Annotated in this window: 14 protein-coding genes; 6 read left to right on the top strand and 8 right to left on the bottom strand. The window is 53.8% G+C overall.

Annotated features, from left to right (window positions below):
• Nucleotides 1–18: 18 nt before the first annotated feature.
• A complete protein-coding gene (locus tag MUN86_RS24570) occupies nt 19–1,491 on the bottom strand; it encodes a cobyric acid synthase (RefSeq protein WP_245126520.1) in 1,473 nt (490 codons plus the stop codon).
• Between the two features lie 145 nt (nt 1,492–1,636).
• Between MUN86_RS24570 and MUN86_RS24565 the strand changes: the two genes are divergently transcribed.
• From MUN86_RS24565 to MUN86_RS24555, 3 genes are all read left to right on the top strand, one after another.
• Nucleotides 1,637–2,242: an O-methyltransferase gene (locus MUN86_RS24565; protein ID WP_245126519.1), complete on the top strand. Its 606-nt coding sequence runs from the start codon at nt 1,637–1,639 to the stop codon at nt 2,240–2,242.
• A gap of 345 nt (nt 2,243–2,587) precedes the next feature.
• Nucleotides 2,588–3,142: a DUF1349 domain-containing protein gene (locus tag MUN86_RS24560; protein WP_245126707.1), complete on the top strand. Its 555-nt coding sequence runs from the start codon at nt 2,588–2,590 to the stop codon at nt 3,140–3,142.
• A 117-nt stretch (nt 3,143–3,259) separates the two neighbouring features.
• Nucleotides 3,260–4,891, top strand: a complete 1,632-nt coding sequence (locus MUN86_RS24555; protein ID WP_245126517.1) for an alpha-N-arabinofuranosidase — start codon at nt 3,260–3,262, stop codon at nt 4,889–4,891.
• Between the two features lie 215 nt (nt 4,892–5,106).
• On the opposite strand, the gene MUN86_RS24550 is transcribed toward MUN86_RS24555, so the two are convergent.
• Genes MUN86_RS24550 through MUN86_RS24540 form a run of 3 tightly spaced genes read right to left on the bottom strand, consistent with a single transcriptional unit; the run spans nt 5,107 to nt 7,769 of the window.
• Complete coding sequence (locus MUN86_RS24550; RefSeq protein ID WP_245126515.1) at nt 5,107–6,177, bottom strand: dipeptidase; 1,071 nt, start codon at nt 6,175–6,177, stop codon at nt 5,107–5,109.
• Between the two features lie 3 nt (nt 6,178–6,180).
• On the bottom strand, nt 6,181–7,284 hold the full coding sequence (locus tag MUN86_RS24545) for a D-TA family PLP-dependent enzyme (RefSeq protein ID WP_245126513.1): 1,104 nt from the start codon (nt 7,282–7,284) through the stop codon (nt 6,181–6,183).
• Between the two features lie 20 nt (nt 7,285–7,304).
• Complete coding sequence (locus MUN86_RS24540) at nt 7,305–7,769, bottom strand: RidA family protein (RefSeq protein WP_245126511.1); 465 nt, start codon at nt 7,767–7,769, stop codon at nt 7,305–7,307.
• 370 nt (nt 7,770–8,139) lie between these two features.
• Here MUN86_RS24540 and MUN86_RS24535 point away from each other — a divergent pair, with 370 nt between their 5' ends.
• On the top strand, nt 8,140–9,120 hold the full coding sequence (locus tag MUN86_RS24535; RefSeq protein ID WP_245126509.1) for a tyrosine-type recombinase/integrase: 981 nt from the start codon (nt 8,140–8,142) through the stop codon (nt 9,118–9,120).
• 250 nt (nt 9,121–9,370) lie between these two features.
• On the opposite strand, the gene MUN86_RS24530 is transcribed toward MUN86_RS24535, so the two are convergent.
• From MUN86_RS24530 to MUN86_RS24520, 3 genes are read right to left on the bottom strand one after another with little or no spacing between them, the layout of a single operon-like run.
• Nucleotides 9,371–9,610: a S1C family serine protease gene (locus MUN86_RS24530; protein ID WP_245126508.1), complete on the bottom strand. Its 240-nt coding sequence runs from the start codon at nt 9,608–9,610 to the stop codon at nt 9,371–9,373.
• Nucleotides 9,607–10,140 carry a S1C family serine protease gene (locus MUN86_RS24525; RefSeq protein ID WP_245126506.1) on the bottom strand — a complete coding sequence of 178 codons (534 nt, stop codon included), beginning with the start codon at nt 10,138–10,140 and terminating at the stop codon, nt 9,607–9,609. Before MUN86_RS24525 ends, MUN86_RS24530 begins: the two co-directional genes overlap by 4 nt.
• Nucleotides 10,116–10,871 carry a S1C family serine protease gene (locus MUN86_RS24520; RefSeq protein WP_245126504.1) on the bottom strand — a complete coding sequence of 252 codons (756 nt, stop codon included), beginning with the start codon at nt 10,869–10,871 and terminating at the stop codon, nt 10,116–10,118. Before MUN86_RS24520 ends, MUN86_RS24525 begins: the two co-directional genes overlap by 25 nt.
• Nucleotides 10,872–11,653: 782 nt before the next feature.
• On the opposite strand from MUN86_RS24520, the gene MUN86_RS24515 reads away from it, so the two are divergent.
• Nucleotides 11,654–12,367: a carboxypeptidase-like regulatory domain-containing protein gene (locus MUN86_RS24515; protein WP_245126502.1), complete on the top strand. Its 714-nt coding sequence runs from the start codon at nt 11,654–11,656 to the stop codon at nt 12,365–12,367.
• Nucleotides 12,368–12,508: 141 nt separating this feature from the next.
• Complete coding sequence (locus MUN86_RS24510) at nt 12,509–12,871, top strand: hypothetical protein (RefSeq protein ID WP_245126500.1); 363 nt, start codon at nt 12,509–12,511, stop codon at nt 12,869–12,871.
• 200 nt (nt 12,872–13,071) lie between these two features.
• On the opposite strand, the gene MUN86_RS24505 is transcribed toward MUN86_RS24510, so the two are convergent.
• Nucleotides 13,072–13,326, bottom strand: a complete 255-nt coding sequence (locus MUN86_RS24505) for a helix-turn-helix transcriptional regulator (RefSeq protein ID WP_245126498.1) — start codon at nt 13,324–13,326, stop codon at nt 13,072–13,074.
• Nucleotides 13,327–13,624: the final 298 nt, after the last annotated feature.

Here is a 13,624-nt window from a genome sequence, read left to right as displayed (position 1 = left end):
GGGTAGAGGGTAAATGAATCAGGGTTGCAGCGCAGCGTAAATCTGCGGCATATCTACATTTTCGCGGATCAGGGTTGCCAGGCGGTTGAACTGCTCGTCTTTGAAAGCTGCGAAGTCAAAGGGCTCGGTAGCTTGCTCTTGGGTGTAGGGCGCCAGCAACTCATCGACCACCACGGGATTGTCGAGGATGCCGTGCAAATAGGTGCCCCAGCAGCGCGGCCCGGCAAAGTAGCCGTCGGGGGTGCCATCGGTGAGCGTGGCTACGGGCTGGGCCGGACCGTCGGCGGTGGTAATGCCCATGTGAATTTCGTAGCCCTGGCAGGTGGCCGCGGCTTGGTCGCGGAAAGCGAAGTGGCGCTGCTCAGTGGTTTTGTGGCCCTGTAGCACGGTGCGCACGGGCAGCAAGCCCAGGCCAGCAGTGGCCGCCACGCGGCTTTCCACGCCCGCGGGGTCTTCCACCGAGCGGCCCAGCATCTGATAGCCGCCGCAGATGCCCACCACCGTTTTGCCGGCGCGGTGAGCCTGCACGATGGCCGCCGCCAACCCGTTATTTTTCAGAGTTATCAGGTCGTCGATGGTGTTTTTGCTGCCGGGCAGAACGATGATGTCGGCCTCGGTTATTTCGCTGGCGTCGTGGGTATAAAACAAATGCACGCGCGGGTCGTGACCGAGCACGTCGAAGTCCGTGAAGTTCGACATGCGACCGAGCAGTACCACGGCCACCTGCACCCGATTAGCAGGGCCGGTACCGCGCTGCTTACGAGCCAGCGCCACGGAGTCTTCTTCTTCCAGAAAAATGTCGCGGAAGTAAGGCAGCACGCCCACCACGGGCACGCCGGTTAATTCTTCGAGTTGCTGGCGGCCGTCGGCAAACAGCCGGGCATCTCCCCGAAACTTGTTGATCAAAATACCTTTGATGCAGGCTTTTTCTTCGGGTTCGAGCAGCGCTAGCGTGCCGTACACGCTGCCGAAGACGCCGCCCCGGTCGATGTCGGCAATCAGGTAGGTGGCGGCGCCAGCGTGGCGGGCCATGCGCAGGTTGGTGATGTCGCGGCGCTTCAAATTCAGTTCCGAGATGCTGCCTGCGCCTTCGAGCACCACCGGCGAAAAGCGCGCCGCCAGCCGGTCGAAAGCCTGGGTTGCGGCCACAAACAACTCGTGCCGGTCATTCTCGCGAAAGTATTCGTAGGCCGATTGCGTGCCGATGGGTTGGCCGTTGAGCACCACCTGCGAGGCCTGGTCGGAGGTGGGCTTGAGCAGCACTGGGTTCATATCCACGTGGCAGGGCACGCCGGCGGCTTCGGCCTGCATGGCCTGGGCCCGCCCAATTTCTAGGCCTTCGGGCGTGGCGTAGCTATTCAACGACATATTCTGGGCCTTGAACGGGGCCGGCCGGTAGCCATCCTGGCGAAAAATCCGGCAGAACCCGGCCGTGATAACGCTTTTGCCCACGTCGGAAGCTGTGCCGACAAACATGATGGGACGAAGCATAGTACAAGAGCTACCAGTGGAAAGAGCGCCAAAGGTAGGGCTTGAACTGATTTCTGATTGTGTTTCTCTCCCACGACACCGAGCTATGCTTGCGCGGCCAACAAACACTCGGTATTTCGATTACAGTAAATCCAGCGCCTTTTCCATGAACGAGTTTAGACTTGCTTTCCTGCGCCAACTGGCCGCCGATTACCAGATGCACGACCAGCTGGCCACTGACCGAGCCGAGCGTTACCTGAATATCACGCCCGACACGGGTCCTTTCCTGGCTTTGCTGCTGCAAGCGGTGCACGCCCGCAACATCCTGGAAATCGGCACTTCCACTGGCTACTCTACCATCTGGCTAGCCGACGCCAGTTTAGCAACCAACGGTCACGTGACCACCCTGGAAATCAGGGCCGACCGTGTGGCTTTGGCGCGCGCAAACTTCGAGCAGGCCGGACTGAGTGCCCGCATCACTCAAGTGCACGCCCCTGTTGGAGTTTGGCTCGACACCGACATTCCCAATCCGTTTGACTTGGTATTTCTAGATGCCAACCGTGCCCAGTACGTGGCGCTGTGGCCGCGGCTGCTGTTGTTGGTGCGGCCCGGGGGCCTGTTAGTCGTCGATAATGCCGTTTCCCACCAGCAGGAGTTACAGGCCTTTTTCGCGTTGGTTAAAGCCACGCCGGGCGTTGAAAGCGTGGTGGTGCCTATCGGCAAAGGCGAACTATTGGTTTGGAAGGCACTAGAAACTGTGCCAGCTGGCTAAACAATAAAGCTAGCTTATGGCAATGAAGCCTAAAGGACTAAATTTCAGTGACAAAACAGCCTTAGTCACTACTGCATCTGATACGGCCACACCCATAAGTACAGCGGCAATTTCCGCGGTACTAATTCCAAGGTGTAAGCAGGTAAGTCTGTGAATTGTAGGTGGTATTGAAGGTTGCGCAGGCGTAGGTAACTGCAGAATGCAGGGTTATGCAAAGTCGGCGGCGTAGATTTTCTCTTTAGCTTACGCTCGTTACCTAACCAACCCCTGTTCATGCAAGCTTTTCTGCTCTCCGCGGTCTTGATCCTCGGCGCCTTATCAGTTTCGGCGCAGTCTCGGCCTCCTATGCGCTGGTTGAACGCGCCCAAAAAAGCAACAGTAACTGCTTCCAAGGTGCAGGTGCAAGTTGACGGCGGCACTGATTTCTGGCGGGTGACGCATTACGGCTTCATCCGCGACAACGGTCATTTTCTTTACCAAGAACAGGAAGGTGACTTCGTGGCGAAAGTGAAGGTGGTGGGGCACTACAAAGACCTATATGACCAAGCCGGACTCATGATTCGCCTGGACGAGAAAAACTGGATCAAGACCGGCATCGAGTACGTTAAAGGGGTGCAGAATGTAAGCGCCGTTGTCACGCGCGAGGTGTCGGACTGGTCGGTGGTGCCGCGGCAAGACAGCCCAGCCGCCGTGTGGCTCACGCTGCTACGCAAAGGCGACTACGTGGAAATTCAGTATTCTTTCGACAACCAGGAGTTTCGGATGCTGCGCCTGGCTTACTTTCCGCCCACGCCCGGCAAGAAAGTGCAGATTGGCTTGATTTGCGCCGCCCCCGATGGCAAGGGCTTTCCAGTCGAATTCGAAGACTTCTCCGTCAGCAAGCCTCCAGTTGCCAAGTAGGTAGAAGAAGAGAAAGCTTAAAGAAGTTAGTTACTCGTTGCCGGGGCCGGTAATGGGTCCTTCCAGATAGCGCCAGAAACGTCATTCTACTTGTAATCACCTAACCACCTGTTCTACATGATCAATTTGATTTACCAACAAGTACGAGCGGTTTCAGCTGCTCATAAGCCACGTGCTTCGCGTCGGCAGCTGATAGTAAAGCTAGTGGCAGGCGCGTGTTTGGGGTTCGGTTACGGTGCTCCGGCCGTGGTATCGGCGCAAACGATACCCGTAACCGTGCAGGCTGGCAACCCCAAGCAAACTATCAGCAAGCACATCTACGGGCATTTTGCCGAGCACCTGGGCCGCTGCATCTACGACGGCTTTTGGGTGGACGACAAGCTGAACGTGCCCAAGCAGGGCCGAATTCGGATGGACATCGTGGAAGCCCTCCGCAAGATCAAGGTGCCAAACCTGCGCTGGCCCGGTGGCTGCTTTGCTGATACCTATCATTGGCGCGACGGTGTGGGCCCCACGGCCCAACGACCCAAAATGCTGAATATGTGGTGGGGCAACAACTTGGAAGACAACAGCTTCGGAACTCATGAATTTCTGGAGCTGTGCAAACTGCTCGATACCGAGCCGTATTTGGCGGCCAACGTGGGCAGCGGTACCGTGCAGGAAATGGCCGGCTGGATGGAGTACCTCAATTCTAATGATGACACGCCCTTGGTGCTAGAGCGCCGCAAAAATGGGCAAGCTGAGCCCTATAAGGTGAGTTGGTGGGGCATCGGCAACGAGAGCTGGGGCTGCGGTGGCAACATGACCGCCGAGTACTACACCGATGTCTACAAGCGCTACGCCACTTTCGCCCACAGCTACCCAGCTTCGCCGCCGCTCAAAAAAATCGTGAGCGGGGCCAACGGCGACGATGCGCACTGGACCGAGACGTGCATGAAGAATATTCCCCTCAACCAGATGTGGGGCCTAACCCTGCACCAGTACACGCTACCCACTGGTAGCTGGACCGGCAGCAAAGGCAAAGCCACTGGTTTCAGCGAGCAGGAGTACTTCAATACCCTGAAGAACTGCCTGAAAATGGATGCCGTGGTGGCCAAGCACTCGGCCATTATGGACAAGTACGACAAAGACAAAAAGGTGGCGCTGCTTGTGGACGAATGGGGCGTGTGGACCGACGTAGAGCCCGGTACTAACCCCGGCTTTCTGTACCAGCAAAATTCGCTGCGCGACGCGCTGGTGGCTGGCACTACGCTCAACATCTTCAACAACCACTGCGACCGGGTGCGCGGGGCCAACCTAGCCCAGGCCGTGAATGTGCTGCAAGCGCTGGTGCTCACCAACAAGGAGAAGATGCTGCTCACGCCTACCTACCACGTGTTCGACCTGTATCAAGTGCACCAAGATGCGCAGTACCTGCCCTTGCAGTTCACAAGTCCCGATTACGAGCTTGAAGGCCAAAAGCTGCCGGCCCTGAATGCTTCAGCTTCAAAGGATGCTAGCGGGGCAGTGCATATCTCGCTGGTGAACCTGGATACCAAGAAGACACTTAAGCTGGAAACATCTTTGGCTGGCGTGAATTGGAAAACCGTTTCGGGTCGCATTCTTACGTCCCCTAAAGTCAATGATTACAATACGTTCGAAAACCCTAATAAGGTGAAGCTCACCAGCTTCAGCGGCGCCAAGAAGCGCGGCGGCAACCTGGCCGTGGAACTGCCCCCGCAGTCGGTAGTGGTGCTGGAACTGAAGTAGGACCGAGCAATCACGCATAATCCAGTCCTAAGAACAGTCTACACCCCGGAAGAGGTTTGCTTGCAACAGCCTCGACAAAGCAATCCTCTTCCGGGATTATCGACGTGACGAGGTTCAAGAAAGACCAGTTCTACTTGTAGGTCACGCCCGTTTACGTATTCCAACTACCTAATTCGATTTATCTACCTCATCCGGACTGTCTACAAGTAACTTATTTAGCGCCACACGTTTCGTAAGAAACGTAGCCAGTTGCCGTGCATCATATTCTCGATGTCCTGCGCCGAGTAGCCCCGGTTGGCTAGCAGGGTAGGCACACTTTGCAGATCAGCAATAGTTTGCAGGTCGTAAGGGCATTGCTCGCGGCCGAAGGCGCCGTCCAAATCGGTGCCCATACCTACGTGCAGGGTGTTGCCGGCCAGTTGGCAGATATGATCGATATGATCGATTAGCACTTCCAGGTTGCAGTTCAAACCCTGCGGTGTTGATACGCCTCTAACCCAGTTCGGTACCATCATCCATGCATCCAAAGCGCCCCCAATCACCGCGCCGCGCGCAATTAGGGCCTTGATCTGCTCGTCGCTGTACTGGCGATTGTGATTTACCAGGGCCCTGCAGTTATTGTGGCTCGCCCAAACGGGCCCGTTGAAGTGGTCGAGCGCTTCCCAGAAGCTGTCATCACACAAATGGGTTGCGTCGAGAATAATATTCAAGCGCTCCATTTCTTTCAGCAACTCGTGGCCTGCGGGGCCCATAAAGCCGGTGGCATCGGTGCCTTGCGCGTAGCGGCCAGGTCCGTAGTGTGCGGGGCCTACGGCCCTCAGACCGCGGCTGTACGCTTGCTCTAGGTGCGCCACAGTAATCAAAGAATCGGCCCCTTCCAAACTCAAGATGTAACCGATGGGCTTGTGTGCGGTAGGAGTATCATCGGCCCAATGCGCCAGGTGCTGCTCCAAGGTGGCGCGGTCGTTTATTTGCACCATTTCTCCAGCTGCTTCCATGGCTTGGTACCAGGCGAGTTGGCCTTGGGTTTGCGCCCAGGCCTGCGCCGGCGAATGCCAACCCGGTAAGGCATTGTCGGGCGCAACGAAGCGGGCAATTTGGGTGGCTACTACCAACCCGATGTTGCCCTTGCGCAGCTCGGGCAAACTCACTACTGCCTTCCCTCGGTCGGGCTTATCCGTCAAGTGTGCTTCGCGCTCATTTATGACCGCTACGGGTTGGGTTAAATCCCGATTCCATTCCAGCGCGTTCATGCTCAAATCCAGATGGGCATCTACTATCAGCATACACTAAAACGTGATTTTACGGTCGCGCGCAATGGTTTTCCACTCGCCAACCACCTCTCGGTCTTGAATGGTAACAGCCCGCTCGTACAAGGCAACGGTAGGACAAATATGATAAGGCAAACCGTAGAGGACGTCGCCTACCTGATAACCATGGCTGGGTCCGGCTTCCAAGACCAAGTGTTCCTCGCTTTGGCTGATAGGCGCAAGTTCCGGGGCATTTAGAAAGGTTACGCGCTTATCTAGAGAACTTTCGGCAGCAATGGATTTGTGACCTAGATCTACGCATAGCTTAGTGGCATCGGGCAAGGAAATAACCCGGCTCAGCACCAGCGCCGCAGGTGAAAACGGCTGTTCCACACAGGTCTTTCCGTAGCCGCCATCCCAGTAAATAAACGTTCCCGGACTGCATTCCACGCCTTTGCGGGTGGCGTGAATAGGGAATGTAGGGCTTCCCCCGGCCACTACTATTGGGTCCAGGCCAACCGCGCGCAGTTGGGTGGCCACGGCTTCGACTTGGGCGAAGGCTTGGTGGCAGCGCTCGGTACGCACTGTGAAGTCTTCGTCGCGGATATGGCCATCATAAGCGTGCAGTCCCACAATTTCAACGTTGGGTAGTTGCTGGCACTGCTCGTACAAAGCTACCGCCGCTGCCGGGGCAATGCCCGACCGGTTCATGCCCACGTTGAAGTCTAGAAACACCGGAATTGTAAGCGCGCCAGCCGCAGCTAACGCGTTGAGTTGCTGGGCCGCGGTATACGTATCGATGAGGCACGAAAACCTGGTTTCGGGGTAGTGCTTGATCAACTGCACAAAGCGCTCTGCTTTAGGCCCAATGGGTTGGTAGGCCAGCAGCACGTCGGGCGCGTGGCAGAGCGCCAGCATTTCAGCTTCGGCAATGGTAGCGCACTTAAACTTGCCGATGCCGGCTGCCATTGTGAGTTGAACCGCTTCCTGGTTTTTATGCGTTTTCACGTGCGGCCGCAACCGGCTGACATCCTCGATGCTGGCTGTTAGTTGCGCTAGATTTTGCTTAACCCGGTCCGGATACACCAGTAGCGCGGGCGTATCGAGCATGCCGACGTCAGAAATGCGGAACCACTCTTCCATATAGATGACCGTGCCGGGACTTAAGCTAATTCGAAAAGCGCCTCTATTTCCACCGGAATGTTGTCCGGCAGAGAGCCGAAGCCCACGGCACTGCGCACCCCAACGCCATTTTCGGGACCCCACACCTGTGCAAATAACTCGCTACAGCCGTTGATTATATAAGGATGCCTCTCAAAGTCAGGCGTGCAGTTAACCATGCCGAGCACTTTGATAACCCGTTTCACTTTGTTTAAACTGCCGAGGTTGGCGACAATGGTTGACAAGATGGCTAAACCGACCTGCCGGGCAGCCAGCTTGCCTTGCTCAAGATCAAGGTCCAAGCCAATGCGGCCAATAATCAAGCTTTTATCGTCCTGCACGGTTCCGTGCCCCGAAACGTATAAGTGGTTGCCGTCAATCAAACAAGGTTTGTAAACGCCTAACGGCGTAGGTGCTGGCGGCAGATGCAAGCCTGTGTGAGCGAAGTTTTCCTCGGGAGTACCCATAAGAAGCCGGTAAGTGATAAGTTCAGCAAGTAACAAAACGCCAACAACTCCGGGAGTGCTCAACGGCCATACCCAACGAAGCACCCAAAAGCTATTGTTCTTGCCAAAGTAAGCCTAGTCTTTGAATATTGAGGAGTTGTAAAGGCGAGGCAAGTCAAGAACTGCAAGCATCTCGTCACTAACTTCCAGAACTAGCACTGATGAATAAAGCTTGCACCGTAATGCATTCTGGTTAAGTTGGCGGAATTGTACGAGTGAAATTAAACTCGCTTACCTTACTACCGATAATTAAGCATTATCGGTAGTAAGGTATTTTGTACTAGCTTTGGGTATAAAATAAGTCTTAGCAACCATCCCTATACTATTGCTTATGAACAAACCACCCTTGCTGCCCGTGGTGGTACCGACCCGCACGCATTCTTTAGTGGAGCTGCCGTCGTCGGTGGCCCGGTACGTAGAAGCTGGTCTGCATGGCGCCGAGAACACCAAACGAGGCTACGCAGCTGATCTGCGCAGTTTTCAGGATTATTGCGAGCATCATCAGTTATTACACTTGCCAGCCGAGGTGACGACGGTTGCAGGCTACGTATCTCAAATGGCCGACCGCGGCATGAAGCTGGCAACTATTCGGCGGCATGTGGCAGCTATTGCCAAGCTCCACCAGCTAGCCGGTCAGCCTTCGCCTACCAGTCATGAGGCCTTGAATGTAGTATTAGATGGTATTGCCCGGATCGTAGGCAAACGACAACGCCAAGCCCCGGCGTTTACAGTCGCCGAACTCAAGCAGGCAATCAAAGCCATGGATCTAACCACTCCCACAGGGCTTCGGGACCGGGCCGTACTGCTGCTCGGCTTCGCTGGCGCCTTTCGCCGCTCGGAGCTAGTAGCACTCAATGTGGAAGATGTAGAGCTGACTCGCCAGGCGCTGGTTATTCATATGCGCCAAAGTAAAACCAACCAGTACGGCCAGGAAGAAGACAAAGCGGTATTTTATGCTCCTAGCGCCGACTTCTGTCCGGTGCGAGCGGTACAAGAATGGATTACGTGCTTAAACCGAACTACCGGGCCGTTATTCACACGTATGAGTCGCGGCAATCAGAATCGACCCGCCCAACCAAGCCAAAATAGACTAACCGACCAAAGCGTCAATGATTTGGTGCAGCGCCACTTAGGCATTATGTACTCGGCCCACTCCTTGCGCGCTTCTTTCGTAACCACTGCAGTGGAAGCCGGGCAATCAAACAAAGCCATTAAAAACCAAACCAAGCAGAAAACGGATGCGATGATTGAGCGTTACGCACGCCTCGATGATGTAAAGCGGTTTAACGCGGCGCAATACTTAGGTCTATAAATCAGTCAACCAGATGACGATGATTGGTCACCTAAATTATAACTAAACGAGGCCAACTTGTTTTATGCTTCGTCAACTGGTTTGCAGAAAAATACTAATTCAAAATCTTTGGATTTGACCTTGTAAAACAAGATTTGTAGGCGCTAGTCACACGCAATGTCCGCAACATAGAATGGCATAGGTACTATAGCATTCTACGTTGCAGGTGCAAAACGTTAGGTCCACTAGCGTCATTGATGCATGCGCCCGCTTACGTTCCTAGCGGAAAATTGAAGACCACCCGGGAGCCATCAGGAGCAATGGCTAGCATTTGCACCATACCACTTTGGGCAGAGAGCAAGGCCGCTTCAACATCCTTAGGACTTGCAACTGCTTTGCCGTTGACGAAGGCTATGATCGTGCCGCTGGGTATTCCTAGGTGGTCGAAGAAGCCATCTTGCCGAACCTCCGTCACTAGTACCCCCGCCCGTAAATTGAGTTGTTGTTTCAACGACGCGGGCAAGGGGGCAAAGATGGCTCCGAGCTTGTTGTAGATTTTATCGAGGTCGGCATTGCTTTTAGCTGTTGCCGTGGTTTCCTCCCTTTCAGCGTAGCGGAAGTGGAACGAGTGTTGTTGTTACGCCGATAAGTGAGCTTGACAACATCTCCAGGACGGTGCCGGGCAATTCTTTCCGAAAACTCCGAAGATGAGTTTAGCGCCACGCCATCAATGCTTTGAATGATGTCGCCTTGCTGCAAACCGGCCGCGGCCGCCGCGCTGTTGCCAAGCACTCCGGTTATGTAAACGCCTTTAACAACGCCCGGCTCAAGGCCTTGCTGCCGTAAGAATTGTGCTTCAGCCGGTGGCGCCGGAAAGGAAACGCCTAACAATCCGCGTTTAACCGCGCCGAATTCGCGTAAGTCACCTAGAATCTTCTTGGCTAGATTCACCGGAATTGCAAACGAATAGCCAGCATAGCTACCGGTTTGCGAAGCAATGGCCGAATTAATACCAATCAGTTCGCCATTGGTGTTGACCAAAGCCCCCCGCTGTTGCCAGGATTGATGGCCGCATCCGTTTGGATAAACGATTCCACACCGGTATTTCCCGTTGGTTCCGCGTACCCGGTGCCGTTGTTTCGACCCGGCCGGTTGATGATGCCGAGGCTACGAGCTTTTGCACTGACAATGCCGGCCGTAACGGTGGTATTAAGGGAAAACGGATATCCGACGGCCACCACCCACTCTCCTACCTGCACACTATCGGAGTTGCCAAGCTGAAGAGTTGGGAGGTTGTCACCCTTGATTTTAAGCAATGCCAGATCAGTGTTGGGGTCGCGACCAACAAGTTCCGCTGGAAACTGCCGGTTGTCTGGCAAAACTACGTCGATGGTAGCCGCATTTTCCACCACGTGATTGTTGGTCGCGATATAGCCATTGCTGGCAATAAGTACGCCGGAGCCCGAGGCCGTGGCTGTGCTACCTCCAGAGGGCAGGCCATAAGCTTGATCGAAAGGGCTGTTGTAGTCTGCCGCCGCGGCGTAAGTGGTTTTGATATGCACCACCGCAGGTGTCGCTACCTTGGCGGCGGTTACAAAATTGCCGACTTGTGATGAGGTGGTGCGCGTTGAGTGACTTTCCTCTAAGAACGCGGCGGGTTTTCGTGCGTTATCATCGGGCTGATTCGAGTTCTTTTTACTTGTGCAGCTACTGCCTGTTAGCTGTACAAGGCAAAAGCCCCCGGCAAGCAAAAGGATCGTCTGTTTTCTCATCGGACTGGTTTTAGGATATAGCTAGAAACTGCCCCCTCATGTCTGAATCTAAGACAGAGGAAAACCATCTAAACGTAATCAAGCCCGCAAGGTGCACTTGCCTGCTTAAAACTCTGAGTATCCGTAATACCATACGCACTGGTAAGGACCCAAATCGGTTTGCTATTTGCTCTATTTTTTTAACGTTCCGTCAACACTACTCTTGCGCTATGCGATGCAACTGTTGGTCATTATTTCGGTGATTGCATAACCCGAATCTTATAAATAAACCAGAACGCATTAGGTCTATAAACTAAGCCATCTCTTAAGTTTGGATTTCGGCAAAAAGTGCTGTTTCACTGATGAAAGCACTAAGTGAATTAGACGTCAGTGCGCATGGTCATCAGACCTTCTATGAGGAAATTTTTTATTGGATAAACCATGTTAATGACTATATTGATCTTAAGATAGACGAGTTTATAGTGTTTAAAAGCAAAGAAATGAGTGATCTATTTAATCCCATAATGGGAACAAAATTTCATTTATTCTAAATTTGAAATAACTTTCATATAAACTTTCTAAGAATCTATAATTATTTTTTACTTATTCCTCTAACATTGGACTTTATTTAACGAACAATTCTCGTTGTTGGAAGTGCAATAAGGTGCGTTTGTCGGAAACAGGGCATGTTCATCATATATGACTTAACCTATTTGCTATAAACACCATGTAAATAAGTGCAATTCAGTACTCTATCTTTGTCCTGTTCTGAATCACTTACCACACCGCTCGCTCTATCTTTTATGAAACTCAGCGCTCACCCCTTTCACCCCGTTACCGGCGACCTGCTCCCGACTTATCGCGACGCCTATCTACGCGGCGACCTGACCAGCAAGAACACGGCTGCCGTCGACGCCTACCTCAAAGCCAACAGCCAGCACGGCGACGCCACGCTCCGCCGCTACTACGAACTCAACCAGGCCGGCCATCAGGTGCAGCCCCTGGGCTGGGTGGCCCGCCAGTTCGAGCTCATCCGCACCGAGCCCCAGCGCTTGCGCCGCCGCGCTACCTCGCTAGTCGCGGGCAGTGCCCTGCTCGGCGGGGCCGTGTTTGCCGGCACCAACTTGCCCACCAACGAGCACGCCATTACCACCGTAACGGCCACCGAACTGCCCGCCGAGTTGCTGGCCTCCACCGAGAGCAGCACTAGTGCCAGCACGGCCGCCAGCGCTGCCTCAACGCTGCGCTTGAGCAGCGTGCGTGGCCGCATCCTCGACGAGAACGGCCAGCCGCTGGTCGGGGCAACCGTTATCGACAAAGTCAGTGGCCGGGGCGTGAGCACCGATGCCGCCGGCAACTATACCTTGCTCGTGCCCCTGGCCCAGACCCCGGTGCTGCAGTACGGCTACGCCGGCTATAGCGAGGAAGAAATCAAGCTCACCGGCCGCGGCACGCAGAACGTGACGCTGTTGCCCCGTCAAGAGAAAACCAAGAAACACCATTGGTGGCAGTTCTAAGCTTCGGCGGCGCGAGGTGAAGCGTACAGCACTTGCTTTTCGGTAGTTGTTATGCCTAGATGCACTTTCGGCTAAGTCGTTGAATTGCTCACTTACACATTTTCAATTTTTCTATCTCCTTTACCTCTTCTTTTTGTTTTTATGTCATCTGCTAAGCAAACCGTTAAAGAAATACTAGCTGAACTGCCCACTCTGCTTGCCGTGGCCGTTGTAGAAACGGAAACCGGCATGGCGCTGGCCGCTCATTCCAATATTGCCGATTTTGATATCGATACGGCGGCCGCTTATAACACCGAGGTCGTGAAGCAAAAGCTGAAAGCCATCTCGGCCCTCAAGCTCAACCAAACCATCCAAGACATTCTGCTCACGCTGACCGACCAGCTGCACGTGATTAAGCTCTCCACCAAAGGCGATAAGTTCATCTACTTGGCTGTTAACGCCCGCGACACCAACCTAGCCGTCGCCCGCCAAATTTTGAAAGCGCATACTGCTGTTCTGAACTAAGTAAATTCTTAGGAAAGTGATAAGGCCCGTTAGTATATCTAACGGGCCTTTTTTGTGTTTTTAAGTGGACACTTCTCCGTCTTAAAAATCGTAGTTACACAACTACACTAAGTCTTTATGCTTACTGCTCTAATAACTGAACATTGCGGAATGCGGCCGAGCTGATACGGGGTACAGTAGTACTAGTTCGAGGCAAGCAGCTAAGCTGTTTGCCTGAACTCGGCGGGAGTAAAACCAGTTTTGTGCTCGAACAAATGGCTGAAGTACGAAGGGTTGTCGAAGCCTAAGTGAAAAGCTGTTTCGCGAAGGCTCATGGAAGTGCTGAGCAGCAGCCGTCTAGCTTTTTCCAGTAGCGCGTAGTACAAATGCTGTTGCGCGTTCTGCCTGGTGTGCGTGCGTAGTACGTCGCCTAAAGATGCGGGCGACACGTGTAGCGCCTCAGAAAAGTGCTGCACGATAGGCAGGGGCTGCTCAATGGAGCTATCTAGGTAACTGGCAAGTAAATCCTCGAAGCGGCTGAGCACGTCGGCCCTGGCAGCTAGGTGCTTGGTCGAGCTATCTAAATTCAGATTTGTATACTATAAATTGTAGAATAGGACAGTTATGGTTTGCGGTCCTTTCCTACACAATTTCTCTGATTAATGGTTCTTAGTAGTAGCCTTCTGCTATTAACTTCAATGCCTTTTTAGCTTGCGGTTTGCCTTTGCAGGATTGCTAAACACGCTTCGTAAATACTCATTTGGTTCAAGTGTA

Origin of the sequence: Hymenobacter volaticus (assembly GCF_022921055.1) — a bacterium.
Classification (GTDB): Bacteria; Bacteroidota; Bacteroidia; order Cytophagales; family Hymenobacteraceae; genus Hymenobacter; species Hymenobacter volaticus.
The sequence above is the reverse complement of the archived record's forward strand: the minus strand, read 5'-3'. Positions and strand labels throughout refer to the sequence as shown.